Consider the following 24690-nt stretch of genomic DNA (forward strand, 5'->3'; position numbering starts at 1 on the left):
TCTTTGATAAACGGCCGTACTCTAAACCACTCCCGTCACTCCTGGCGCACGTTTTCTTCAACCCACTTGTAGCAGCTGCCGAGCCTGCGAGGCTGCGTCCGGCTGCGAAGCAGTCGTAAAACCAGGCGCAGCGATCTGTCAGGCAAACCGCGTACGCAAGATTTACGGCTGCTGCGCAGCCCGAACGCAGCCTCGCAGGCTCGGCAGCTGCTACCGCCTTACAGGAGCTCAAAACTCTGCTCCTTCACATTCTGAGAATCCAGACCGATTTGCACCTGAAACTCGCCCGGCTCGGAGGCGTATTGCAGCTCGGCATTGAAGAACTTCAAGTCGCTCTCATCAATGCTGAAGTGGACTGCTTTCTCCTCCCCTGCCTTGAGCATGATTTTTTGAAAGTTCTTCAGTTCTTTGACCGGACGGCTGACCGATGCAACGACGTCGCGGATATACAGCTGAACCACCGTTTCGCCGTCGCGCTGGCCGATGTTTCGCACGATGACGCTGGCATTGACATTGCCGTCGCTCTGGAGTGTTTGAGACGACAGGGTGACTTCAGAAAGGCTGAAATCGGTATAACTCAGCCCATAGCCGAAGGGATAAAGCGGTCCATGGGACTGATCGAAATATTGAGACGTATAGTTGCGAGGCCCACCGGGCAGGTAGGGGCGACCGGTATTCAAGTGGCTGTAGTAATTCGGGATCTGCCCCACGGAGCGTGGAAAGGTGATGGGTAACTTGCCGGACGGGTTGTAGTCACCGAACAATACATCGGCAACGGCGTTGCCTCCCTCAGAGCCGCTGTACCAGGTTTCCAGAATCGCATCGGCCTGTTGCTGTTCCTTGCCGATGGAAAGTGGCCGGCCATTCATCAATACCAGTACCAGCGGCTTGCCGGTGGCTTTCAGGGCGGTGATCAATTCACTCTGGCGCCCAGGCAGATCGAGGCTGGTTCGACTGGCCGCTTCATGGGACATACTGCGGGGCTCGCCCACCACTGCAATCACAACATCGGCTTGTTGTGCAGCCTTGACCGCTTCCTCAATCATTTCTGCTGCCGGACGAGCGTCGTTCTCGATTTCGGACACTCCCAGGTATTTGACAACCTCCAGATCCTCCGTGAGATTAGCGCCTCGGGCATAAATCAGTGAGCCGTTGTTCATAGCGCTTTTCAGCCCGTCGTAGATCGTCACCGATTGCGAAGCCACACCGCTTGCAGACCAACTGCCCAGGATGTCAACGGTACTTTTTGCCAACGGACCTATGAGCGCGATCACACCCTCTTTTTTTAGCGGCAAGATCCCATTTTCATTCTTCAGCAGCACCAGCGTCTTGCGCGCCACCTCACGGGCCTGTGCTCTGTGCAGACGGTTTTCGGCGTTGCTATCAGCGGGGTCTTCACTGGCAATGCCAATGCGTCGGTAAGGGTCCTCGAACAGCCCCATGTCGTACTTGGCACCCAGGACTTCCCGCACCGCGTTATCAATATTACTCTGGGAAATAGCGCCGGACTCAAGCAGCCCGGGTAGCTCCGGACCGTAGGAGGAGTCGTTCATGCTCATATCAACGCCAGCCCTGATTGCGAGCCTGGCAGCTTCACGATCATTCTTCGCAACACCATGCCGAACCAGATCGGTTACCCCATTATGGTCACTGATGACCAGCCCCTTGAAGCCCCACGCTTTGCGCAGCAGGTCTTGCATCAACCATGTATTGGAAGCTGCTGGCACACCATTTATCGAGTTAAGCGCCACCATCACCGCTCCCGCACCACCCTCAATCGCCGAACGATAAGGTGGCAGGTAGTCCTGGTACATCCTGGCCAGGCCCATGTCGACGCTGTTGTAGTCGCGTCCACCCTCGACAGCACCATACATCGCAAAGTGTTTAGCACTGGCCATGATGCTGTCAGGTGCACTTGGGCTTTTGCCCTGGAAGGCCTGAACCATCACTTTGGCAATGCGGGAAACCAGATAAGTGTCTTCACCGAATCCTTCGGATGTGCGCCCCCATCGAGGATCACGGGCGATATCTATCGTTGGTGCAAAGGTCAAATCTATACCGTCCGCACTGGCTTCTTTCGCCGCCGTTCGACCGCTCAACTCGATAGCGTCCATATCCCAGCTGGAGGCCAATGCCAGACCAATAGGAAAAATGGTTCGATGACCGTGAACCACGTCAAAGCCGAAAAACATCGGTATTTTCAGTCGGCTACGTTGAGCTGCGTCCTGCATGGGGCGGTTTTGGTAACGGTTCACAGAACCGAACGTACCACCGATTTGTCCAGCCGCGATCTCTTGGCGGATCCTTTCGGGAGTCATGTTGTCACCAATAGAGATCAGCCGCAGCTGGCCGATCTTTTCTTCCAAGGTCATCTGTTTAATCAGGTTAGTAACGAAGACATCTTTATTTAAAGATGCCGTATCGGAGGCCTGAACCGGCAGACTTACAAAACCGACCAGGATACACAGCAGACGTAATCCTTTCATATTGTCCTTCCTTGAAAAAAACCGGTATGGCACACACCCACTACTTGCCTTTAAAAACGCGACGCCAAACTCGAGTAACACTGCCGTGTCGCCGGTCATACAGCCAATAATGTTTTCATTTACGCCGACCGCGAAATGCATCGCTTCGATGTGCAACACGTCGATTGCTCTGCTGGATTCACGCGCCGTGCCCTGTGGTTCGCCCCAATCAAATATCAACTTTTCAAAGCAGCTCAAAACTCCGTTCCTTCACATTCTGCGAATCCAGCCCGATCAGCACCCTGAACTCACCGGATTCCGCCGCGTACTTCAACTGCGCATCGTAAAACTTCAGGTCATTTTCGTTGAGGGTGAATTGGATGACTTTCTCTTCCCCGGGCTTGAGCATGACCTTTTGAAAGCCTTTCAATTCCTTGATGGGGCGACTGATGGAGGCGCTGACGTCCCGCACATATAGCTGCACCACTGTCTCGCCCTCTCGCTGCCCGGTATTTTTCACCACGACGCTCGCACCCAGGGTATCGCTGCGCTCCAGCTGTTTGTTGGTCAAGGTCACGTCGGACAGACTGAATTGGGTGTAGCTCAGGCCGAAACCAAAGGGATATAGCGGGCCGTAGGCCTCGTCGAAATAGCGCGAGGTCACTGCACGAGGATTCTCCAGCAGGTGTGGTCGGCTGGTGTTCAAGTGGTTGTAGTACATCGGAATCTGGCCCACGGAGCGTGGGAATGAAACCGGCAGTTTGCCGGAAGGGTTGTAGTCGCCGAACAGCACATCGGCGATTGCGTTGCCGCCTTCGGTGCCGCTGTACCAGGTTTCCAGCACCGCATCGGCGGCATCCTGTTCCTTGCCAATGGACAGTGGACGGCCGTTCATCAGCACCAGCACCAAGGGTTTGCCGGTGGCCTTCAGGGCTTTGATCAGATCGGATTGATAGCCTGGTAACCCCAGGCTGGCTCGGCTCGCCCCTTCATAGGACATGCCACGGGACTCTCCAACCACTGCGACGACGATCTCGGCCTGCTCTGCGACCTTGACCGCCTCTTCGATCATTTGTTGTGCCGGGCGTGGATCGATTTCGACGTCGGACGGGTTGGCGCCGGGCTGGTTCAGGTAGCTGAGGACCGATTGGTCGTCAGTGATATCGGCGCCCCGGGCGTAAAGCAGTCGGCTTGGGTCGCCCAGCGCATTGGCGATACCGTCATAGACCGATACCGCCTGCATCGGCGAGCCGATGGAACTCCAGGTACCGAGGATATCGAGACGGCTTTTCGCCAAGGCCCCGACGACGGCTACCACGCCGTCCTTCTTGAGCGGCAGTACATTGGCCCGGTTCTTCAACAACACCAGACTCTTGCGCGCGACTTCACGGGCCTGCGCGCGGTGCAGGCGGTCCTCGGCATTGTTGTCTGGTGGATCATCATGGGCGGCGCCGATTCGCAGGTAGGGATCCGCGAACAGCCCCAGATCGTACTTGGCGCCCAGCACTGCTCGTACAGCGTCGTCGATTTCTTCCTGCGAGACATCGCCTGATGTCAACAGCCCCGGCAGCTCCTTGCGATAAAGGGTGTCGGTCATGCTCATGTTGACCCCGGCCTTGATCGCCCGCAGGGCAGCCTCACGGCCATCGCGCGCGACGCCATGGGTCACCAGTTCGTTGACCGCATCGAAATCGCTGATGGTCAGGCCTTTGAAATCCCACTGCTTGCGCAACAGATCATGGATCAACCAGGTATTGGAGGTGGCGGGCGTGCCATTGATGGCGACGTAGGTCAGCATCATGGCGCCCACGCCAGCGTTCACCGCAGAGCGGTAAGGTGGCAGGTAGTCCTGATACATCTTCGGCAGGCTCATATCGACCGAGTTGTAGTCGCGGCCGCCTTCTGCCGCACCGTACAAGGCAAAATGCTTGGCGCTGGCCATGACACTGTCCACTGCACCCAGTTTCGATCCTTGCAGCGCGTTGACCATCACCTGGGCATAACGCGAGGCCATATAGGTATCTTCGCCCAGACCTTCGGACATCCGCCCCCAACGCGGGTCGCGGGTGATATCGACCATGGGGGAGAACACCATGTCCAGACCATCGGCACTCGCCTCCTTTGCCGCAATGCGTGCGCTCAAGGCAACGGCATCCACGTCCCAGGTGGAAGCCAGGCCGAGGCCGATCGGAAACAGCGTGCGATGGCCGTGAATGACGTCGTAGGCAAAGAACAAAGGGATTTTCAAACGACTGCGCAAGGCGGCGTCCTGAAACGCTCGCAGATCCGAACGGCCAGTCACATAAAACAGGCCACCGACTTGCCCTTGGGTAGCCTCTTCTAGAAATGTCTCTTGAGGCATTTGCTGGCCGATGCAATTGAGTCTGAGCTGACCGATTTTTTCCTCAATGGTCATGCGCTGCAGCAGATCGGCGATGAACAAGGCTTTGTCATCCCCGGGAACGGAACCCGTCTGAGCCCATCCCGGCTGGCAAAGCAGCAGAGTGATCAAGCCGATCCCCGTTAGCATTTTCATTTTTGTCCATCCTCGGACCAGCAATGAGGTGCTGAACCCTAGACTCGGCCAATGGGGGCTCGATGTCTACTGGTAGTTCTAACAGTGAAACGGCTGGAAAACAGGGGTAGCTACCGCTTTCCCAAGGGTCAAAAAAACCTTACCAGGCCATCGAAGGGGCCAGGGACATGCCCAGCATGGTGGCTAGCCCAAGGCCAGTCTGGCAGCAGAATAGGGGCCGAATCCAAACCTGTGGCGAGGGAGCTTGCTCCCGCTCGGCCGCGAAGCGGTCGTAAAAGCCTGCGCATGCGGTGTGGCTGGCAGAACCGGCTTGCAGGTTTTAGGGCCGCTGCGCGCCCCAACGGGAGCAAGCTCCCTCGCCACAATTGATCGCCAATCCGTAGATTTTTGTTAACTGACTGGCACTGGGCAAGAACGCCAAACGGTTTATCCGAACGAGAAAGAACTGAATCGATCAAAAAATTGAGTTTGATCCAGGCATAAAACAACTGTACAAAAACACAGTGTTTTATTGAATCGCCACTCTCGTGCCCCGGAGAAAACCATGGACTCTCTAGCGATGAAAGTCACCCTCGAACGTATCGCTCTGTTTCAATTCACCCCCGAACACTGTGCCCAGGCCCGCGATTTACTGGGCTGGAGCCTGGAGCGTCTGTCTCGGGAGTCTGGGGTTTCAGTAGAAGCCATCCAGCTGTTTGAAGCCCGCGGGGATTTGCTGGACGTCACCCGTTTGGCCCTGTCGTTTCGGCTTGAAGCTGAAGGCCTGGTGTTTTTCCGGGGTTTTGCGCCGGGCAGAGGGATGAACGTCAGAGGTGCAACGCCGAATCCGGTCGGGCGGGCTGATTACGCGATGATTGAGTGAGCAACGTCCCTTTGTTGACGATTATCCCCATTTAGGTATATTTTTGCATGAGTACATGGAAGCCACTCCTGTGGGTTAGCAGCAGCAAAAAAGACCTCAAGCAAATGCCCGCAGACGTCCAGGACGTCTTTGGATTTGCCCTTCACTTGGCACAAGACGGCGGAAAGCATCCGCAAGCCAAACCATTGAAGGGCTTTGGTGGCGCAGGCTTGCTTGAGGTAGTTGAAGACTTCGACACAAATACTTATCGAGCGGTTTATACCGTTCGATTTGGTAAGGCCATTTATGTACTTCATTGCTTCCAGAAGAAGTCGACCAAGGGCATCGAAACCGCACACTGCGATATAGACCTGATCAAGAAGAGACTTCGGGCGGCCCAAGATCATGCCACAGGATCAGAACATGATTGAAATCGAAGAAAGCACCGGTAATGTCTACGAAGACCTTGGGCATGCCAACGCCAATGAGATGCGGGTTAAGGCCCAACTTGCCGCGAAGATCGGTGAAATCATTAAGGCACGACATCTGACTCAGGTTCAAGCTTCGGAGATTCTCGGGCTGTCGCAACCGAAACTCTCAGAAATGCTTCGCGGAAAGTTTCGCGGCATCAGCGAAGCGAAGATGATGGAATGCCTTTCCCGGCTTGGACGTGATGTGCAAATCATCGTCAAATCGGCCCCAAGATCAAGGCGTGAAGGGCGGATTGAGGTTGTTTTCACTTAAGCCCCCAGTCTCAGGCCGAGTGGATATGACCTTCCTTCCCAGCGATCTGGCGAACATGCCCATCCAACTTCTCCAATACCTGCTTCATCAGTTCCTCAACCGAACAATCCGTTGAGTCCAGCCGTATCACCGGGCAGTGCAGGGTTTTGATCCAGGTTTCATGTCGGCGCAGGCTGCGGGTGCCGTGGCCGCCCTCGTCGTAGCCGGCAGCCCAGGCGAGGAAGGTTTGGGTTTCGCCGTGACGTGCTCCGCCTTCGAAGATCTGTTCGCCGTAGCGCTGGAATTCCCGGGTGCGCAGGCGTTGCAAGCGGACCTGTGGATCGAGGCGGACGAAGATGGCGTGGGTGAACTCGGAAGTTATCGGATCGCCCCAGCCGCAGAGGGAACCGGAAAGCACCCAGTTCTCCAGGCCTGCGACCTGTTCTTGCAGCAGCTGAATGCGTTCGTCGCGAGTGCGTCGGCTGCTGAAAGGCTTCTCGGTGGAGTGCCAGTAGAAGTTGTCCGAATCGAAGTGGGCAATAGCCAGTCGCTCGGCCAGTGCCTGGCCGAGTGTGGTGGTGCCGGAGCCGGAAGCTCCAAAGAGATGAATTCTGTAGGTCATGGCAGGGTCCGTTGCTGACTGTCTCATTCACGGCCTTTACATAACCCGTAGCCGCCGTCATGGCAATATTTCGGCGCATAAAGGCGGCTGGGCAGCTGGTTACAGGTTGTTGACGATGACTTGCTCCGTCCCGCTTTCGACCTCCAGCCACCAGGCCCGTCCACGCAGGGGCTGTTTCAGGTTGAAGGCTTCACCCATTTGCGGCGTGGTGATGGACACGTTGCGCTCCCAGGCCAGGGCCAGGATGCGATCGAAAGGTTCGTGCCAGGCGTGCATCGACAGATCGAAGGTGCCGTTGTGGATCGGTAGCAGCCAGCGGCCTTTGAGGTCGATATGAGCCTGCAGGGTTTGCTCGGGCTGCATGTGGATATGCGGCCAGTCGACGTTGTAGGCACCGGTTTCCATCAGGGTCAGGTCAAAGGGTCCGTACTGTTCACCGATGCGCTTGAAGCCATCGAAATAGCCGGTGTCGCCGCTGAAGAAGATCCGCGTGTCGCCATCGATCATGACCCAGGACGCCCATAACGTGCGGTTGCCATCGAACAGGCCGCGACCGGAAAAGTGTTGCGAAGGTGTGGCGATGAAGCGAATGCCGTCCACCTCGGTGCCCTGCCACCAATCCAGTTGGCGCACTTTGCCGGGCTCGATACCCCATTTGATCAGGGTATCGCCCACACCCAGCGGCGTGAGGAAGTAGCGGGTTTTGTCGGCCAATTTGAGAATGGATTGATGGTCGAGATGGTCGTAGTGATCGTGGGACAGGATCACCGCCTCGATCGGTGGCAGTTGTTCGAGGCTGATGGGGGGCTGATGGAAGCGCCGCGGGCCGGCCCATTGCACCGGCGATGCGCGCTCGGCAAAGACCGGGTCGGTCAGCCAGAACTTGTCGTGCATTTTGAGCAGCACGGTGGAGTGGCCGAGACGGAACACGCTGTGATTCGGCGCGGCCAAGAGCGCTTCGCGGGTCAGGGTTTGAACCGGGATATCCCCTGCCGGGCGGGTATTACGCGGTTTATGAAACAGCATGCTCCAGAATATCCGCAAGGTTTTGCGCAAGCCTTCGCGCTGCACCGGCGCGTGGTTGCGGTAGTGACCTTGATCCTGCAAAGACGCTTCAAGGCCGACAGCGCGGTCGGCGCGGGATGAGGGAGTGGCCATGATTGATGTGGCTCCAAGGAATACGACGAGTTTGTCGCGCTCCGTTGCTGGACGATAATTGGCCAATGCATGCACGCTTGGGTCGAGGACTCTATTCTTACCGAGCAATTACACTGCACGGTGTAGTTTCTAGATTGCAACAAACCCGAGAGTAAGTAAACTGCAGAGTGTAAGTTTCCTTTATCGCCGCCGAAGCCTATTTATGACAGCTCCACTGCGTCTCACCGACCGTAAACGCGACGCCATCATTCAGGCGGCCATTGTCGAATTCCGTGCCAACGGTTTCGATATCACCAGCATGGACAAGATTGCGGCGACGGCCGGGGTGTCGAAGCGCACGGTGTACAACCACTTCCCCAGCAAGGAAGAGCTGTTCGCCGAGATTCTGAACAAATTGTGGAACAGCATCTGCGCGGAACAGGAAACGCCATACCGCAATGACCAGCCGCTACGCCCGCAACTCGAAGCGGTGCTGCGGGCCAAACTGCAAACGCTCTCGGACAATAATTTTCTCGACCTGGCTCGAGTGGCGATCGCCGCCACTATTCACTCTCCCGAGCGCGGCCAAAACATGGTCGCGCGTCTGGGCGAACGGGAAGAAGGTCTTACGGTGTGGATTCGTGCAGCCCAGGCAGATGGCCGGTTGAAAGCTGTCGACCCGGTTTTTGCCGCGCATCAGGTGCAAGGGCTGATCAAGTCTTTCGCCTTCTGGCCGCAGATTTCCATGGGCCAGCCCGGATTGTCGGCAGAGATGCAGACCAGCGTTGTGGAGTCGACCCTGGACATGTTCCTGACCTGTTATCAGCTGTAGGCCGAGGCCGCCGTCAGACCAGTTATTTCTTCCTGCAGGGCTTCTACGCAGCTCTAGGGTGTCTGGAATAAATGACACTATTCCTGACATTTCGCGGTAAACGGTCGCGCCCACTAAAACACGACAATATATTTCTGAATAAATTGGATAATGGATAACCAGCGCGCGGGCTCTTTCAGCCTCAGCCGACACAACCCCCTGACGGCTTGCCTCAGTTTAGAGGCCTCGGGGCTATAGTAGGCCCCAGTCCCACGGCATTGCAGAGAGCACCATGAATTCGAGCAAACCCGAATTAGAGTCTACGGAATCAGTTGACCACCTGCGTTTTCACCGCCCCCATGCTCATCTGGCTCCGACCTTCGGCACTGACCGTTTTGCCTTGAGGGCCGAAGCCTTTGCGCGCTTCTTCGGCACGCCGACCTTTCTCGGCGCACAAACCCTTATCGTGGTGATCTGGGTCAGTCTCAATCTGTCTGGCTTCACACATTTCGATCTTTACCCATTCATCCTGCTCAACCTGGCGTTCAGCCTGCAATCGGCCTATGCCGCACCACTGATTCTGCTGGCGCAGACCCGCCAGGCGGCTCGCGACAAAGCCAAGTCCGACGCCGATGCCCGCCACCGGGAAGCCCTGGCCAACGCCAATACCAAGCGCCAGGAACAAGCAGCACACAACACCGCGCAGTTAATGGAATTGCTTGAGCAGAACACTCGCTTGACCGAGATGACCAAGTCGTTGACCGAGCGCATCGAAAGCCTGACCTCTGAAATGCATCAGCATTTTGTGCGCAAGGATGAGCCCAAGGCTTGAACCCATCGCGTCGAACCAACAGAACTAAGGCAATCGCACGCTACGCGCCAACTCATCGAACAGCGTTACCACCGAGCGCAAGGCGCGGCAATCCGGACGGGTCAGCAACCACAGGCTGGTGTCATAACCAAGCAGCGGTTCGCTCAAGACTTGCAGCCCGGTTTCGCCGATCAGGAAGTCCGGCAGTGCTGCAACGCCAAGCCCGGCACGCACTAGTTCGGTAACCGACAGCATGCTGTTGCAGCGGTAACTCGGTAGCACCCCGGGCAACTGCTGGCGACGCCAGGCGACGGTGGGGTGATCCGGCAGGAAGTCGTCCGGGGCGATCCAGGCGAGCCGGGCCAGGTCGCTCGAGTCAACCGTTTGCAGGTAGGCCGCACTGGCGCAAACCCGATACGACACCGCGCCCAGACAGCGCCCGACCAGATGCTCGGGCGGTAAGCGCGTGAGCCGCAAGGCGATATCGGCATCGCGGCGGCTCAGGTTGGCGAAATCGTTGGAGGTACTCAACTCCAGGGTCAGGGCCGGATATGCCGACATGAACTGCGCCAGCGCCGGCAAGAGCAGACCTTGCAGCACCGAGTCGGTGCAGGTCAGGCGCACCGTGCCGCTGATAACTTCGCCGCCCTGCTCCACGCCAATGCGCGCTGCTTCCAGTGCTTGCTCGGCACGCTCGGCCTGTTCGGCCAAGGCTTGCGCCAGGGTGGTCGGCAGATAGCCGGCGCGACTCTTTTCGAACAACTCCTGACCGAGTGCCGCCTCCAGTCGGCGAACCCCACGGAACACCGTCGAGACATCGACCTTCAACAGCGCTGCTGCGCGGGCCAGGGAACCGCCGCGCACAAGGGCGAGGATCAGCGACAGGTCGGGGTAGTCCAGTTGATAGTGCGCCGGTGCATTGAACACTTGGGTGAATGCCAATATTGATTGCGTGGACGCCAATCTATAGTGGGGCTCAGGAATCAACAAGCTGGTCGTTCGGCTGCGACAGGTAGATCGCCAAGATCGCAGCCTGCGGCAGCTCCTACACACCCGCAAATTATCTGGTGTATGCAAAACCTGTAGGAGCTGCCGCAGGCTGCGATCTTTTGGCGGCGCCCCTGACTGGCTTGCCTGCGAAAGGACCAAAGTCCTTCCTGCACAGGTCAATCCACCACCGAGTTCAAGGAGATCCCAATGGCAACAGACTCACCTCAACCTGCCCTCCACATCGCACTGATCGGTGATTACAACCGCGAAGTCATCGCCCATCAGGCGATCCCGCTAGCGCTGAACATGGCGGCCGAGAGCGCCGGTCTGCAGGTGCAGTTTCAGTGGCTGCCCACCGATACCATCCGCGCGGCCAGCCAGCTGAACGGCTTCGACGGTTTCTGGTGCGTGCCCGCCAGCCCTTACCGCGATATGGACGGCGCACTTCTGGCCATCCGGTATGCCCGTGAACAGCAACGACCGTTCCTCGGGACCTGCGGCGGATTTCAGCACGCAGTCCTTGAGTACGCACGCAACGTGCTCGGCTGGGCCGATGCCGAGCATGGTGAGACCTCACCGGATGCAGAACGCGCCTTGCTCACACCACTGAATTGCTCGTTGGTGGAGGCCGTCGACAGTATTGGGCTGGTTGAAGGCTCGCTGATCGCCAATGCCTATGGCGCACTGCATACCCGCGAAGGTTATCGCTGCCGTTATGGGGTCAATGCCGAGTTCGAAGGGCAGTTACTGGACCAAAGCCTGTGGGCCACCGGGCGCGATTCGGCAGGTGAGCTCCGGGCTGTCGAGCTGCGCGATCATCGGTTTTTTGTTGCCACCCTGTTCCAGCCCGAGCGCGCGGCGCTCGCCGGGACCATCCCGCCGCTGGTCAGGGCCTTTCTCTCGGCTTGTGCGAGGTACCGGGCATGATTGCCAAGACTCCGGCAGCGCCCTACTACGCGGTGATTTTCACCTCGCTGCGCACCGAGGTGGACCAAGGCTATGGCCAAGCTGCCGAACGCATGGTCGAACTGGCGCGCCAACAGCCGGGGTTTCTCGGCGTTGAGTCGGCCCGGGGTGAAGTCGGACTCGGGATCACGGTGTCCTATTGGGCCAGCGAAGCCGCGATTCTCGCCTGGAAACAGCACGCCGAACACACCGAAGTCCGGGAACGCGGACGCTCGACCTGGTATGCGGCCTGTCACACCAGGGTGTGCAAGGTTGAGCGGGCCTATCGATTCGAGAAGTAGTCGAGCGCTGCGGCGTTCTTCAGATTGCTTTCGCGGGCACTCCCCCTGTAGGAGCGAGCTTGCTCGCGATGGACTCAAGAGCGGCGCGTTTATTCAGAAAACACGCGTTATCGTTAACGTCCATCGCGAGCAAGCGCGCTCCTACAGGGGCTTGCCCGCGAAGACGTCAGACCAGACGCCCTCTACCTCGAAGCAGACAAACTGTCACCCCACCACCGGCGCCACCAGACTGCGCTGTGCCGAAATCTCCGGCACATCCTCACGACGCATGTACACCCGCAGCGGTTCGGTGATGTTGATGCTTTCGTCGATATTCTGGTCCAGCAGCAGCTGAATCAGCTCGCGCTTGAGGGTCATGGTTTGATGGATCGCCGGCTGCCAGACGAATTCGCTGCAGGGGATAATCGCGTCATCCGCAACGTCCATGCCGAACGAGTCTTCGCTGAAACGAACGATGTGCCGGCCAGTCTTGCGATTAAAACCAACGAATCCTTTGAGTTGGTCGGCGGCCTGGCAGATAAGCTCGGAAGTGATGCGCATGCTAAACCTCACGGTAGGTCCCGAGGGACAGGTGATCGATGGTTTGCACGCCAGGCAGGAGCAGCATTTTTTCAGGTTTCCCTCTGATGGGGAAACTGCTGAGTCGAAGAGTACTGCAAAGAGCCGCACAAAAGCGCTGAAAAAATGCTTCAGATGCAGCTTTATGTCGGTTTGGCGATAGCACTGGCAGCGCTCAGTTGTTAAAACATAGTCCTTTGAAATCGCTCCCAACGAAAGGATCTCGACTATGCCTGCCACCTTCCACAAAAGTGCCCTGCTGCTGAGCCTGATGCTCGGCCTGGGCCAGGCACAGGCCAGCAGCCCGCCAAGCCCCAGCGCCCTGGCCACCGCAACGGGCATTCCGCGCCCGGCGGTCATTGCCCACCGTGGCGCATCCTTCGATGCTCCGGAATCCACAGCGGCCGCTTACAAACTGGCCCGCGACCTGGGTGCCGATTACCTGGAACTGGACCTGCAACGCAGCAAGGACGGCGTGCTGTTCGCCCTGCATGACGACAACCTGCAACGCACCACCGATGTCGCCAGCAAATTCCCCGAGCGCAAGGACAGTCCCGCCAACCAATTCACCCTGGCCGAACTGAAAACCCTGGATGCCGGCAGCTGGTTCAATACTGCTTACCCGGACCGCGCGCGCCCTTCCTATGCCGGCTTGAAAATTCTGACCCTCGACGAAATCATCGATATCGCCCAAGGCAACCCGTTGCACAAGCCCGGGCTGTATATCGAAACCAAAGAGCCGAAGCAGTTTCCGGGCCTGGAGCGCGACCTCAAGGATAAATTGCAGGACAGCGGCTGGCTCAGCCCGATCGGCTCGAAACTGGCGAAAGGCGATATTGCCGTCGGCCAGGGCAAAGGCAAGGTCGTGCTGCAAACCTTCGAAAAGAGCAGCCTGGAGCTTTTGCAAAAAGAGATGCCGCAGGTCCCGAAAATCCTCCTGCTGTGGGTCGGTGAAGGCAGTATCGAACCCAAGTCCAACGTCACTTTCGCCGACAGCGGGGAAAAGGATAAGGCCGCCTTCTACGCCAGGCAGGAACCCAAGGACAAAGCCGAATTCGAGAAGTGGGTCGACTACGCCAAGGCTCAAGGCGCCATTGGCACCGGACCTTCGGCAGCCCTGACCGCCGGTGGCGATCAAAGCTACTCGGACCTGGTGCAGCCGTGGATGAACAACTTCGCTCACGACAAAGGCCTGTTGGTGCATGCCTACACCATCGACGAACCGGTGGATTACCAGAAGGTGATGGATGCCGGCGTCGATGGCATCTTCACCAACCGCACCTCCGAGCTGCTCAAGTACTTCAAGCGCCCGGCTCCGGCCACTGTTGCGCAGTTGCTTGAGGCCAACGGTTATTAACCGAGCCGAAATGAAATTAAGGGTGAATTAAGTTCAGCGAGCTAATCTGATCCCACTTAAACAGTTCACCCCAAGGAAAGAATCCCATGAAAACGTTGACTGCCCTGTTCGCCGCTGCCGCCTTGACCCTGACTGCTGGCCTGGCCCAGGCCGACGTCCGTCCTGACCAGATTCCGGGCTTGCTCAAAGCCGGCACTATCATGGACCTGGAAAAACTCAACCAGGCCGCCCTCGCCCAGCATCCAGGCACAACGGCGGCCAACATCACCGACACCGAGCTTGAGCTAAAAGGTGCTGACTACATCTATCAGGTAGAAATTCGCGATGCCAAAGGCGTCGAGTGGGACGTGGACCTGAACGCCAAGACCGGTCAGGTATTGAGCAACAAACAAGACAAGTAACTGCATCACGGCAAAAGCCGCGCGGCCTTCGGGTCGCGCGGCTTTTTTTATGCGCTCAGACGCGCGGTAACCTCATTCAACTGTCCCGACAACCCGTGCAAATTCCGGCTCGCCGCTTCAGTGCGCTGCACGTTGTCCAGATTGGTACTGGCGATGGTGGTGATTTCAGTGAGGTTGCGCGAAATGTCTTCAGCCACCGAAGTCTGCTCTTCGGCGGCCGTAGCGATTTGCCGGTTCATGTCGCGTATCGATTCCACCGCAACGGTGATCCGCTCCAGCATCGCGCCGGCCTGAGTCACTTGTTCGACGCTTTCTTCACTGCGTGACTGGCCGCTGTCGATGGCTTGGGCCGCATCCACCGCACCCTTTTGCACCGTTTGAATAATCTGATTGATCTCGATGATCGACGCTGCCGTGCGCTGAGCCAGGCTGCGAACCTCATCGGCGACCACGGCAAATCCGCGTCCGGCCTCGCCGGCGCGGGCCGCTTCGATGGCGGCGTTGAGCGCCAGCAGGTTGGTCTGTTCGGCAATGGCGCGAATCACTTCCAGCACCTTGCCGATCCGCCCGCTGTCGGTCTCCAGCTGACGGATGACGGTGGCGGTATTGGCGATTTCGCCACGCATCCGGGTGATGGTGTGAATTGTCCCCTGCATGACCTTTTCGCCCTGCTGAGCAGAGTGATCGGCATCATCGGCAGCCCGTGCCGCATCCGCGGCATGCCGGGCGACTTCCTGCGCCGTGGCGGACATCTCGTTCATCGCCGTGGCCACTTGATCGGTGCGGTTGAATTGCTCGCTGGCGCCCTGACTCATCTGGCTGGCGATCGAATTCAGCTCGCCACTGGCGCTGTCCAGATCGGTGGCGCTGCGCTGCAAGCGGCTGAAGGTTTGCGCGAGAAAATCCCGCAAGGTATTGGCGGCAACAGCCAGCCTGCCCAATTCATCCTGACGATCGCTTGCGACGCGTTCGACGAAGCGACCCTGGCTGAGCTGGGCGACGTATTCAATCAGCTTGCGGATCGGTTCGACCAGATTGCGGTTGACCAGCCACAAGCTGAGCAGGCCGATCAACAGGCCCGAAGCCAGCATCACCACAATCCCCAGCAGCACGGTGCGATCAGCATCGGCACTGATCCGGATCGATTTCTCGGCACCCTGCTTGCGCAGTTCGTTGACCAGTTCACTCATTTGCTCGCTGACGGCGCGGTCCACGCCTTTGACTGCGCTATCGCCGGCAGCGGCGTCGGTCCCGGCGGCCAGATAGGCGTCACGGCCCTTCTGATAGGCCGTGCCCAAAACGCGGTGCTCTTCGCGTAGCCGCTCGATACGAGTCTTGAGTTGCGCATCAATTCCCGGTGCGCTGCCCAGTTGTCCGAGAATGCCTTGTACATCGCGCTGGCGATCTTCGAATTGCTTCCAGTACTTGTTCAAGTCTTCCGGCCGCTTGCCGCGCAGCAAGACATTTTTCCATTCCTGAACCTGAACCTTGAATTGCAGGTTGGCTTCATCGATCAGTTGCGAAGTATGCAGCGGGCCTTCAATCAGATTGCGATAGTTTTGAACACCGCTGGAAAGAAAGTGGAAGCACGCCAGGGCGATCAACAGCATCGCGAACAGACTTCCGCTCAGCAGTGCCAGGATTTGAGTTCTCAGGGATTTCTGCACAAACATCGAGTGGGATCTCATGACAGGGATAAAGCAGGCCAACCAGAGGCATGCATGACGTCCAGACATCCCTGTCATAAACACCAAGCCTTTGGCCAAAAAGCGAAAGACTACCTGAGCTTGATCGGCACTCCGCTCGCATTCTTTAATGGCTCCGACCACTGGTTATGGCGCTCTTACCGATGTCGCCAAGCTGTCACAAAACCGTCAAACAGCCTTGTCATGATGCGGTTCAAGCGAACCTGTGAAATCTGTGACAGACGCGTCCCGCCAGCGAGACTCCATGAACCACAGCATCGGCCAAAGCCATCGCGACACTGATCTGTTCGGTCTGCTCTACGGGTTCAGTTTTCGCCCTGGCGAACGGGGGCGCGAAATCGATTCGGCGAGCGCCCTGGAATGTTTGCGGCAACCCGGTGATCCCGAGGAATTTCTCTGGCTGCACCTGAACCTGGCCCATGCCGCCTGCGAACGCTGGATGAAAACCAACCTGGAACTGCCGCAGGAGTTCTTCGAAGCGTTGCACGAAGGTTCGCGCTCGACCCGTATCGAACACGTCGATTCGGCGCTGCTGGCGGTGGTCAACGATGTGGTGTTCAACCTGAGCAACATGGTCTCTTCGGATATTTCGACCCTGTGGGTCTGCGCCCGCAGCCGCCTGATCATCAGCGCCCGCCTGCAACCCTTGCACTCGGTGGACAAGCTGCGCTCCTCGGTCAAGGCCGGTGAATGCTTCCGCTCACCGCTGGAACTGCTGGTGCATCTGCTGCGCGACCAGGGCGAAGTGCTGACCCAGATCGTGCGCAAGACCAGCATCAGCGTCGATCAGATCGAGGACCAGTTATTGTCCTCACGCCTGTCCACCAACCGCGCCGAACTGGGTACCAACCGCCGGGTGCTGGTACGCCTGCAACGCTTGCTGGCACTGGAGCCGGGGTCGTTGCTGCGGCTGCTCAATCGCCCGCCGCAATGGCTGCAGAAAGAGGACGTCAAGGAACTGCGCAAATCCACCGAGGAGTTTGCGCTGATCATCAACGACCTCACCGCCCTGGGTGAGCGCATCAAGCTGCTGCAGGAAGAAATCGCCGCCAACCTCAACGAACAAAGCAACCGCACCCTGTTCACCCTGACCGTGGTGACGGTGTTAGCGCTGCCGATCAACATCATTGCCGGTTTCTTCGGCATGAATGTCGGCGGGATTCCGCTCTCGGCCGACCCGGAAGGTTTCTGGATTCTGGTGGCGCTGGTGGCGACCTTTACCGTGCTGGCCGGGCGCTGGGCGTTTCGCAAGCGCCAGGACTACTGACCAGGCTTTTGGTGGCGAGGGAGCTTGCTTGCGCTCGAGTGCGAAGCAGTCGCAAAACCTGTGAATGAGTTGTGCCTGACAAAATGCGGTCGCAGGTTTGGGGTCGCTTCGCAACCCAGCGCGAGCTTGCTCTCTCGCCACAAGTATCCGCAGCGCCTTCCCCCCCCGCGCTGAACGCGTTGGGTCAGATTATCCGCCTCAGCAGCAGTCGCTCACGCAGCACGTCATACGCCCAGTGATAGACGTAGGTGTACGGCAGGAAAAACAGCAGCACGCCGAGGTCCAGAATTAATGCCTGCAACAGACTGATGTTCAGCCACCAGGCTATCAGCGGCACGCTGACCGCCACCAGACCGCCCTCGAACAACAGCGCGTGCAACATGCGGGTCCAGCTGTTCTGGGTCATGCCAAGACGCTTGAGCAAACGGTCGAACAGGCCGTTGAACAGGACGTTCCAGCCCAGGGCGATCAGGCCGATGGCGATGGTCGCGACACCCATGTCGACCACCGATTTGTCCATCAGCCAGGCGAGCAACGGGGTACACAACAGGACCGCGAGCAGCTCGAATCCGATGGCCTGGAAAAAACGTTCAGTAATGGATTTGTTGGCACTCATGACTGGGCTCCCTGGTTGACTATGGTTGCCATCATCGCCTTCCAGACCGATACTTCATAACCAATAACCATCGATCAGGGCGATAGTTCATGGCCTCCCACGAAGTGTTACTGGCCTTTGTCCATGCCGCGACCCAAGGCTCGTTTTCCGCGGCTGCGCGCAAGCTGGGCAGGAGTCAGTCGACTATCAGCGCCGCCGTTGCCAGCCTGGAAATCGACCTGGATGTGGTGCTGTTCGACCGCCGCAGCCGCAAACCGACCCTCACCCCGGCCGGGCACGTCATGCTGCAGCGCGCCGAAGACATCCTGGCCGCCACCAGTCGCCTGGAAATGGCCGCCAGCCAGCTGTCCCAAGGTTTCGAACCGAAGCTGACCGTAGCCATTTCCGACACCTATCAGTCCGACCGTTTCGAGGTGAGCCTGAGCGCGTTCGAGCAGCGTTACCCGGACCTGGAACTGGAATGCCTGATCGCCGAATCCGCCGACCTGATCGCTCTGGTTCAGAGTGGCCGAGCGCAGATTGCCTTCGCCGAGATGCAACCGAACTATCCGGCGGACCTCGCTAGCTCGACGGTGGACGAACGCACTGAAATTGCCTTGTTTGTGTCTCGTGATCATCCGTTGGCGGCACTGAGCAAGGTCGACAAGGACAGCCTGCAACAGCACCGCGAGTTGCGCCTGGCGACCATCGTCAACCCTTATGAAACCCGCGCCCAGGGCCGGGTCTGGTCGGCGCCGAGTTACCTGATGCTGCTGGAAATGGCCCAGCGCGGGTTCGGCTGGGCGCCCTTGCCGCGCTGGTTGGTGGGCCGTTTTGGCGCCGGTTCGCTGCAGGAACTCAAAGTGCGCGGCTGGCCGCGGCCGGTGGCGGTCGATGCCCTCTGGTCACGCCTGCATCCGCCAGGGCCGGCGGGGAGCTGGTTGTTGGGGAAGATGCTGGAGTGAAAGCGCGTAGGAGCTGCCGAAGGCTGCGATCTTTCGGCGGGCAATGCGTTGCCCGGACGGACGCCAGGATCAAAAGATCGCAGCCTGCGGCAGCTCCTACAGGGGATCGGCGAACCGACGGGCAGACGCGGTCGGCGGAGCTGGCGTAGCCTGCGATCTTTTCGGCGGACAATGCGTTGGCCGGGCGGACGCCAGGATCAAAAGATCGCAGCCTGCGGCGGCTCCTACAGGGGATCGGCGAACCGACGGGCAAACGCGGTCGGCGTAGGAGCTGGCGTAGCCTGCGATCTTTTCGGCGGACAATGCGTTGGCCGGGCGGACGCCAGGATCAAAAGATCGCAGCCTGCGGCGGCTCCTACAGGGGATCGGCGAACCGACGGGCAAACGCGGTCGGCGTAGGAGCTGGCGTAGCCCGCGATCTTTTCGGCGGGCAATGCGTTGCCCGGACGGACGCCAGGATCAAAAGATCGCAGCCTGCGGCGGCTCCTACAGGGGATCGGCGAACCGACGGGCAAACGCGGTCGGCGTAGGAGCTGGCGTAGCCTGCGATCTTTTCGGCGGACAATGCGTTGGCCGGGCGGACGCCAGGATCAAAAGATCGCAGCCTGCGGCAGCTCCTACAGGGGATCGGCGAACCGACGGGCAGACGCGGTCGGCGTAGGAGCTGGCGTAGCCTGCGATCTTTTCGGCGGACAATGCGTTGGCCGGGCGGACGCCAGGATCAAAAGATCGCAGCCTGCGGCGGCTCCTACAGGGGATCGGCGAACCGACGGGCAAACGCGGTCGGCGTAGGAGCTGGCGGAGCCCGCGATCTTTTCGGCGGACAATGCGTTGCCCGGGCGGACGCCAGGATCAAAAGATCGCAGCCTGCGGCGGCTCCTACAGGGGATCGGCGAACCGACGGGCAAACGCGGTCGGCGTAGGAGCTGGCGTAGCCTGCGATCTTTTCGGCGGACAATGCGTTGGCCGGGCGGACGCCAGGATCAAAAGATCGCAGCCTGCGGCGGCTCCTACAGGGGATCGGCGAACCGACGGGCAAACGCGGTCGGCGTAGGAGCTGGCGTAGCCTGCGATCTTTTCGGCGGGCAATGCGTTGGCCGGTGAGGGTTAAGACGGTATCTACAGCTCTTCAAGGCGCCGCTCGATAAACCGCCGTTCAGGCAACTGCCGGGTCAGTTCGAGGGCTCGCTGATAGGCCGCTCTCGCCTGCTCGACCCGCCCCAGCTGCCGGCAAAACTCCGCCCGAGCCGAATGCGCCAGGTGGTAGTCGAGCAACTCGCCGCGCGCCAGGATGCCCTCGACCAATTCCAACCCCGCCAGCGGGCCATCGCGCTGGGCCAGGGCCGCCGCGCGATTCAATTCGATCACCGGCGAAGGCAGCGCCCGCAGCAGCACGTCATACAGGCCGACAATCTGTACCCAGTCGGTTTCCCCGGCAGTCGACGCCTCGGCATGCACCGCGGCAATCGCCGCTTGCAGGCAGTAGGGGCCAAAGCGCCGCGTACCCAATGCCTTCTCCACCAGCCCACAGCCCTCGGCGATCTGTTCGGCATTCCATAGCGAGCGGTCCTGTTCATCCAGCACAATCAGTTCACCCGCCGCCGAGGTCCGTGCCGGGCGGCGCGACTCATGCAGCAACATCAACGCCAGCAAACCCATCACCTCCGGTTCCGGCAGCAGCTCCATCAACAATCGAGCCAGGCGGATGGCTTCTGCGGTCAGGTCTTCGCGGGTCAACTGCGCGCCCATCGACGCCGAATACCCTTCGTTGAACACCAGATAAATCACTCGCAACACGCTGTCCAGACGCTCGGGCAGTTCGGCCAGGGATGGCACCTGATAAGGAATTTTCGCATCGCGAATCTTCGCCTTGGCACGCACGATGCGCTGGGCGATGGTGGCCGGCGCGGTGAGAAAAGCCCGGGCGATTTCCTCGGTGGTCAAGTCGCAGATTTCCCGAAGCGTCAACGGCACCTGAGCATCCGCCGCCAAGGCCGGGTGACAACAGGTGAAGATCAAACGCAGGCGATCGTCTTCCACGTCGTCCTCACTCCAGTCGGTCTCTTCGAGTTCTCCCAGCTGGCTGACCAGGGCCGCCCGGGAGGCACTGAAACGCGCTCGCCGACGCAATGCATCAATGGCTTTGAAGCGCCCGGTCGACACCAGCCAAGTGCGTGGATTATCCGGCACCCCGTCACGCTGCCAGCGCTCGACCGCGACGAAGAAGGCTTCGTGCAACGCCTCTTCGGCGAGATCGAAATCGCCGAGCAAGCGAATCAGGGTCGCCAGAATCCGTCGCGACTCGGTGCGATAGACCGTCTCGACCAGAGCCTTGACCGAGCCGTTCGCTTCGCCCGCCATCAGTCGGGCATGCCTTCGGTAACCAGTGTCACCAGCCGATCCAGACTTTGCCCCCAGCCATCATGAAAGCCCATCGCCTCATGGGCCTGGCGATCCTCTTCAGTCCAGTGCATGGCGCGCGCGGTGTAGAGGGTCTTGCCATCGATATCGTCGAAGGTCACTTCGGCGGTCATGAAGGGTTTGCCCGATGGAATCCAGCCCGGTTTGAAGGCGTCGGTGAAGACAATCCGCTGCGGCACGACAATCTCCAGGTAAACACCCTGGGTCGGATACTCGCTGCCGTCCGGCGCGCGCATCAAGGTCCGGAACAGGCCGCCGACCCACAGTTGCATCTCACACTCCGGCGTCGTCATGCCATGGGGCCCCCACCACTGCGCCAGCAACTGCGGCTCGGTCCAGGCGCGGAAAACCTTGCTCCGGGGCGCATCAATCAAACGGCTGATGGATAGCTCGAACTCAGCGGGCTGAGGCTTGGCCAGTTGGGCGATCATCGGGGATCTCCTGCTTATGATTGTTCTCAGGGATTCAATTCACGTACCGGGCGCACCTCGACACTGCCGACTCGGGCCGCCGGGATATTCCCGGCGACCTGCAGGGCTTCGTTGAGGTCCTTGGCATCGATCAGATAAAACCCGGCCAATTGCTCCTTGGTTTCAGCGAAAGGGCCATCGGTGATCGACAACTTGCCGTTGCGCATGCGCACCGTGGTGGCGGTCTGCACCGACTGCAGCGCCTCGGCGGCGAGCATCCGGCCACTGCCCTGAATCGACTCGGCGTAGGCCATACATTCAGCATCCTTCGGGCTTTCAGGCAAGCTGTGGAGAAGGAGCTCTTCGCTGTAGACCAAGCATAGGTATTTCATGAAATTCTCCGTCATCAAGCTGATCAACTATGGCTGCTGATTCAGGGTTTGGCGAAAAACCCGACGATCAGGGTTGCAGGTCGAACAGCACCGTGCCGCTCATCATGTCGAACGGTGCCGACCAGTGCTCATGCACCACCAACCATTGGCCATTGATGCGCTGGTAGCCTGCGGTCACCCGCATCCAGCAGGCTTTGGTTTCGCCTTTTTCGTCGGTCCCGCCGCAATGGGCCAGCCAGTGGGCAAATGCGGTATCGGCAGCCGGTACGACATGCAGCTGGTGGAACTCGAAAATGCCGGGGCCGGGGCAGACTTTCATGCACTCTTCCCAGTGCGCGCGGTAGGCCTCTTTGCCCTTGAATTGCAGTGCAGTCACGGCGTCGAACGAGGTGATATCGTCCGCGTAGAAGCTGACGATTTTATCGATATCCTTGTCGATCACGGCTTGCTGCCAGGTTTCGATCAAGGCGCGGATTTCAGTTTCAGCGTTATGAGTGCTCATGATGGTTCTCCTTGCGATTGAGTTGCAGAGGGTCATCGAGTCGCCTGATGGGCGAGGTGTAAATCGTGAAGACACCCATAGTCGTATGACAAAAACCGAAATCGACACGTTCGGATGGTTGCCACAAAAATATTTTTGTCTGCCGCAAACTCGATAGAATCTGCCTCTCACCTTTGCCGGAAAACGGACACCGCCAGTGACTACTCAACTTGTGCCCTACGAAAGCCTGACCCCGGTTCAGCGCCAACAAGTCGAAGCCATCGAAATCCTCCCGCAGCAAAGGGAATTCTCCGGCGATATCCATGGCGCCTTGCACGCCCTGCTGTCCAATGCCAACCCCGGAGTTAAAGGCTTTGCCCTGTTGTCGCAGGAGGTTCCAGTAGCCTTCCTGCTGCTCAAACGCCCGCCGTGCCTTCCCCATTGGGCCGATAAAGACACCGCCACCCTGCACGCCCTGCAAGTCGACCACCGCGTCCAGGGCAAAGGTTATGGCAAAGCCTGCCTGCAAGCCCTGCCACAAGTCGCTCGCCAAGCCTGGCCGGAGATCAACGGCTTGATGCTCTCGGTGGACGCTCACAACGAAGCGGCGCTCAACCTGTACCTCAAGCTCGGATGGGTCGATACCGGCGAAGCCTACAAGGGCCGGATCGGCTATGAGCGCAGGTTGGCGCTGGCGTTCTGAAGAGGACACGAATGCCCCGGCCAACCCTGAAGTGTAGGAGCGAGCTTGCTCGCGATGGACTCAAGGGCGCCGCGTTAATTCAGACATTACGCGTTATCGTTAACGTCCATCGCGAGCAAGCTCGCTCCTACAAAATGCCCGCGTTTCATTCTGTCTTTCCTTGCAGATTCAACTCCATTTCATGCCAGGCCATCCCGCCATGATCAGAGTCTGAAGCCTTGAGGTAGATGAAACCGAACTGTGCATAAAACGGTACATGCCGCTCCTTGCACATCAGGTGGATGCTCGCCTTGTTCAGGCCTCGCATGCGGGCGATGAACTCGCTCATCAACCGCTTGGCCAAGCCCTGCCCCTGATAGTCCGGATGCACCACCACCGACATGACCACCACATGCGGGCCGTCCGGATCGTGGCCGATCAGTTCCTTGAAGGCTTCATCAGCCATTTCCACCTGCCAGGCGGCACCGGAATTGATAAAGCCTGCGACCACGCCATCGATTTCAGCCACGATAAATCCTTGAGACCAGGTGGCGATGCGCGTGGCGATTTTCTCTCGGGTCGCGGCTTCGTCGCCTTCGTAGGCAACGGATTCGATGGCGAAACAGCGGTCCAGATCAGCAGTCGTGACCTGGCGGATAACAGCGTTTGACGATTTCATAGAAGACAACAGCTACCCTGTCAGGCGGAAAACGATAGGCGCAGCGGCCGGTTTTTTGGACTTTCCTTGCCGGCCGCGACTGCCTGTAAGCTGGATCAGCCCTCCTTGAGCGGCAGCCATATCTCCAGAGTCCCTTCCCCGGTCTGCGGATTGAAGTCGGCGCTGTAACGCTCGAACTCCGGTGCATCCGCGGCTTCATGGGCGGATTTGGGCAACCAGGTTTTCCAGATGTATTGGAAGGTCCGGGGCAAGGTATCCAGTGAGCCTTTATGCTCGAACACCGCATAGTACTGTGGCTGTACTTCGATCCAGCGGTACTGATCAGGCAAGTCATCGAGCTTGCTGATCTCGACTCCGGCGATGTATTCGAAACCGCCTTTGCCATCCGGGTTACAGCAGATGCCGTAGGTCACGTCGTCCTTTTGGCCCGGGACTTTGCCGATGTGCGGAATGAATTTTTCCCAAAGTTGCGGGATGCCTTGGGTTGTCTCGCTAGTAAAGCGCCCGCCAAGCCCCGCGATCAACAGAAAATGTCCATGTTCAAAACGCGGTTCAGCCAGATCGGAAATTTTTTGCTCGTCCATGAAAGCAAC

The 24690-nt window shown here is 58.9% G+C and carries 26 protein-coding genes and 1 pseudogene; 12 read left to right on the forward strand and 15 right to left on the reverse strand.

Features of this window, described 5'->3' with window-relative positions:
• Positions 1–218: 218 nt before the first annotated feature.
• Both bglX (ACA064_RS25220) and bglX (ACA064_RS25225) read right to left on the reverse strand, forming a co-directional pair.
• Positions 219–2486, reverse strand: a complete 2268-nt coding sequence (bglX, locus tag ACA064_RS25220) for a beta-glucosidase BglX (RefSeq protein ID WP_497674324.1) — start codon at positions 2484–2486, stop codon at positions 219–221.
• 223 nt (positions 2487–2709) lie between these two features.
• Positions 2710–5001, reverse strand: a complete 2292-nt coding sequence (bglX, locus tag ACA064_RS25225; RefSeq protein ID WP_497670554.1) for a beta-glucosidase BglX — start codon at positions 4999–5001, stop codon at positions 2710–2712.
• A 544-nt stretch (positions 5002–5545) separates the two neighbouring features.
• Between bglX (ACA064_RS25225) and ACA064_RS25230 the strand changes: the two genes are divergently transcribed.
• From ACA064_RS25230 to ACA064_RS25240, 3 genes are read left to right on the forward strand one after another with little or no spacing between them, the layout of a single operon-like run.
• Positions 5546–5863, forward strand: a complete 318-nt coding sequence (locus tag ACA064_RS25230; RefSeq protein ID WP_497670555.1) for an XRE family transcriptional regulator — start codon at positions 5546–5548, stop codon at positions 5861–5863.
• A gap of 47 nt (positions 5864–5910) precedes the next feature.
• On the forward strand, positions 5911–6273 hold the full coding sequence (locus ACA064_RS25235) for a type II toxin-antitoxin system RelE/ParE family toxin (protein WP_497670556.1): 363 nt from the start codon (positions 5911–5913) through the stop codon (positions 6271–6273).
• A complete protein-coding gene (locus ACA064_RS25240; RefSeq protein WP_497670557.1) occupies positions 6266–6586 on the forward strand; it encodes a helix-turn-helix domain-containing protein in 321 nt (106 codons plus the stop codon). Before ACA064_RS25235 ends, ACA064_RS25240 begins: the two co-directional genes overlap by 8 nt.
• Before the next feature lie 10 nt (positions 6587–6596).
• Here ACA064_RS25240 and ACA064_RS25245 read toward each other — a convergent pair whose 3' ends face one another.
• Together ACA064_RS25245 and ACA064_RS25250 are read right to left on the reverse strand one after the other, a co-directional pair.
• Entirely contained in the window at positions 6597–7187 is a 591-nt protein-coding gene (locus ACA064_RS25245) for an AAA family ATPase (protein WP_497670558.1), read from the reverse strand.
• A 99-nt stretch (positions 7188–7286) separates the two neighbouring features.
• Entirely contained in the window at positions 7287–8345 is a 1059-nt protein-coding gene (locus ACA064_RS25250; protein ID WP_497670559.1) for an MBL fold metallo-hydrolase, read from the reverse strand.
• A 202-nt stretch (positions 8346–8547) separates the two neighbouring features.
• Here ACA064_RS25250 and ACA064_RS25255 point away from each other — a divergent pair, with 202 nt between their 5' ends.
• Together ACA064_RS25255 and ACA064_RS25260 are read left to right on the forward strand one after the other, a co-directional pair.
• Complete coding sequence (locus tag ACA064_RS25255; protein ID WP_497670560.1) at positions 8548–9156, forward strand: TetR/AcrR family transcriptional regulator; 609 nt, start codon at positions 8548–8550, stop codon at positions 9154–9156.
• Between the two features lie 271 nt (positions 9157–9427).
• Entirely contained in the window at positions 9428–9967 is a 540-nt protein-coding gene (locus ACA064_RS25260) for a DUF1003 domain-containing protein (protein ID WP_497670561.1), read from the forward strand.
• Between the two features lie 24 nt (positions 9968–9991).
• Here the strand turns inward: ACA064_RS25260 and ACA064_RS25265 are convergent, their stop codons facing one another.
• The gene (locus ACA064_RS25265) at positions 9992–10936 is read right to left on the reverse strand and encodes a LysR family transcriptional regulator (RefSeq protein WP_497670562.1); all 945 of its coding nucleotides are present in this window, start codon (positions 10934–10936) and stop codon (positions 9992–9994) included.
• Between the two features lie 207 nt (positions 10937–11143).
• On the opposite strand from ACA064_RS25265, the gene ACA064_RS25270 reads away from it, so the two are divergent.
• Together ACA064_RS25270 and ACA064_RS25275 are read left to right on the forward strand one after the other, a co-directional pair.
• Positions 11144–11863: a CTP synthase C-terminal region-related (seleno)protein gene (locus ACA064_RS25270; protein WP_497670563.1), complete on the forward strand. Its 720-nt coding sequence runs from the start codon at positions 11144–11146 to the stop codon at positions 11861–11863.
• Positions 11860–12183 carry an antibiotic biosynthesis monooxygenase family protein gene (locus ACA064_RS25275; RefSeq protein WP_497670564.1) on the forward strand — a complete coding sequence of 108 codons (324 nt, stop codon included), beginning with the start codon at positions 11860–11862 and terminating at the stop codon, positions 12181–12183. The genes ACA064_RS25270 and ACA064_RS25275 overlap by 4 nt, the downstream gene beginning before the upstream one ends.
• Before the next feature lie 204 nt (positions 12184–12387).
• Here the strand turns inward: ACA064_RS25275 and ACA064_RS25280 are convergent, their stop codons facing one another.
• The gene (locus tag ACA064_RS25280) at positions 12388–12723 is read right to left on the reverse strand and encodes a DUF2025 family protein (RefSeq protein WP_497670565.1); all 336 of its coding nucleotides are present in this window, start codon (positions 12721–12723) and stop codon (positions 12388–12390) included.
• A 247-nt stretch (positions 12724–12970) separates the two neighbouring features.
• Between ACA064_RS25280 and ACA064_RS25285 the strand changes: the two genes are divergently transcribed.
• Positions 12971–14098, forward strand: coding sequence for a glycerophosphodiester phosphodiesterase (locus tag ACA064_RS25285; RefSeq protein ID WP_497670566.1), 1128 nt, complete (start codon positions 12971–12973; stop codon positions 14096–14098).
• An 86-nt stretch (positions 14099–14184) separates the two neighbouring features.
• On the forward strand, positions 14185–14499 hold the full coding sequence (locus ACA064_RS25290) for a PepSY domain-containing protein (protein WP_497670567.1): 315 nt from the start codon (positions 14185–14187) through the stop codon (positions 14497–14499).
• A gap of 47 nt (positions 14500–14546) precedes the next feature.
• On the opposite strand, the gene ACA064_RS25295 is transcribed toward ACA064_RS25290, so the two are convergent.
• Complete coding sequence (locus ACA064_RS25295) at positions 14547–15314, reverse strand: methyl-accepting chemotaxis protein (protein ID WP_497674325.1); 768 nt, start codon at positions 15312–15314, stop codon at positions 14547–14549.
• 165 nt (positions 15315–15479) lie between these two features.
• Positions 15480–16244 (reverse strand): annotated as a pseudogene (locus tag ACA064_RS25300) (methyl-accepting chemotaxis protein); the annotation flags it as partial.
• Between the two features lie 205 nt (positions 16245–16449).
• Here ACA064_RS25300 and ACA064_RS25305 point away from each other — a divergent pair.
• Positions 16450–17472 (forward strand): transporter, encoded by a 1023-nt coding sequence (locus ACA064_RS25305; RefSeq protein WP_497670568.1) that lies wholly within the window; start codon positions 16450–16452, stop codon positions 17470–17472.
• Positions 17473–17656: 184 nt separating this feature from the next.
• On the opposite strand, the gene ACA064_RS25310 is transcribed toward ACA064_RS25305, so the two are convergent.
• A complete protein-coding gene (locus ACA064_RS25310; protein ID WP_497670569.1) occupies positions 17657–18088 on the reverse strand; it encodes a multidrug/biocide efflux PACE transporter in 432 nt (143 codons plus the stop codon).
• Between the two features lie 89 nt (positions 18089–18177).
• On the opposite strand from ACA064_RS25310, the gene ACA064_RS25315 reads away from it, so the two are divergent.
• Complete coding sequence (locus ACA064_RS25315; protein WP_497670570.1) at positions 18178–19032, forward strand: LysR family transcriptional regulator; 855 nt, start codon at positions 18178–18180, stop codon at positions 19030–19032.
• Between the two features lie 1119 nt (positions 19033–20151).
• Here the strand turns inward: ACA064_RS25315 and ACA064_RS25320 are convergent.
• The 4 genes from ACA064_RS25320 to ACA064_RS25335 all read right to left on the reverse strand — a co-directional run bounded on the left by ACA064_RS25320 (position 20152) and on the right by ACA064_RS25335 (position 22757).
• Positions 20152–21393, reverse strand: a complete 1242-nt coding sequence (locus tag ACA064_RS25320; protein ID WP_497670571.1) for an RNA polymerase sigma factor — start codon at positions 21391–21393, stop codon at positions 20152–20154.
• Entirely contained in the window at positions 21393–21884 is a 492-nt protein-coding gene (locus ACA064_RS25325; protein ID WP_497670572.1) for an SRPBCC family protein, read from the reverse strand. Before ACA064_RS25325 ends, ACA064_RS25320 begins: the two co-directional genes overlap by 1 nt.
• A gap of 26 nt (positions 21885–21910) precedes the next feature.
• Positions 21911–22255, reverse strand: a complete 345-nt coding sequence (locus ACA064_RS25330; RefSeq protein WP_497670573.1) for a YciI family protein — start codon at positions 22253–22255, stop codon at positions 21911–21913.
• A gap of 67 nt (positions 22256–22322) precedes the next feature.
• Complete coding sequence (locus ACA064_RS25335; protein WP_497670574.1) at positions 22323–22757, reverse strand: YybH family protein; 435 nt, start codon at positions 22755–22757, stop codon at positions 22323–22325.
• 196 nt (positions 22758–22953) lie between these two features.
• Between ACA064_RS25335 and ACA064_RS25340 the strand changes: the two genes are divergently transcribed.
• Complete coding sequence (locus tag ACA064_RS25340; RefSeq protein ID WP_497670575.1) at positions 22954–23439, forward strand: GNAT family N-acetyltransferase; 486 nt, start codon at positions 22954–22956, stop codon at positions 23437–23439.
• Between the two features lie 145 nt (positions 23440–23584).
• On the opposite strand, the gene ACA064_RS25345 is transcribed toward ACA064_RS25340, so the two are convergent.
• Positions 23585–24097, reverse strand: a complete 513-nt coding sequence (locus ACA064_RS25345) for a GNAT family N-acetyltransferase (protein ID WP_497670576.1) — start codon at positions 24095–24097, stop codon at positions 23585–23587.
• 95 nt (positions 24098–24192) lie between these two features.
• Positions 24193–24681: a GyrI-like domain-containing protein gene (locus ACA064_RS25350; protein WP_497670577.1), complete on the reverse strand. Its 489-nt coding sequence runs from the start codon at positions 24679–24681 to the stop codon at positions 24193–24195.
• Positions 24682–24690: the final 9 nt, after the last annotated feature.

Source organism: Pseudomonas sp. LBUM1658 (assembly GCF_059716055.1).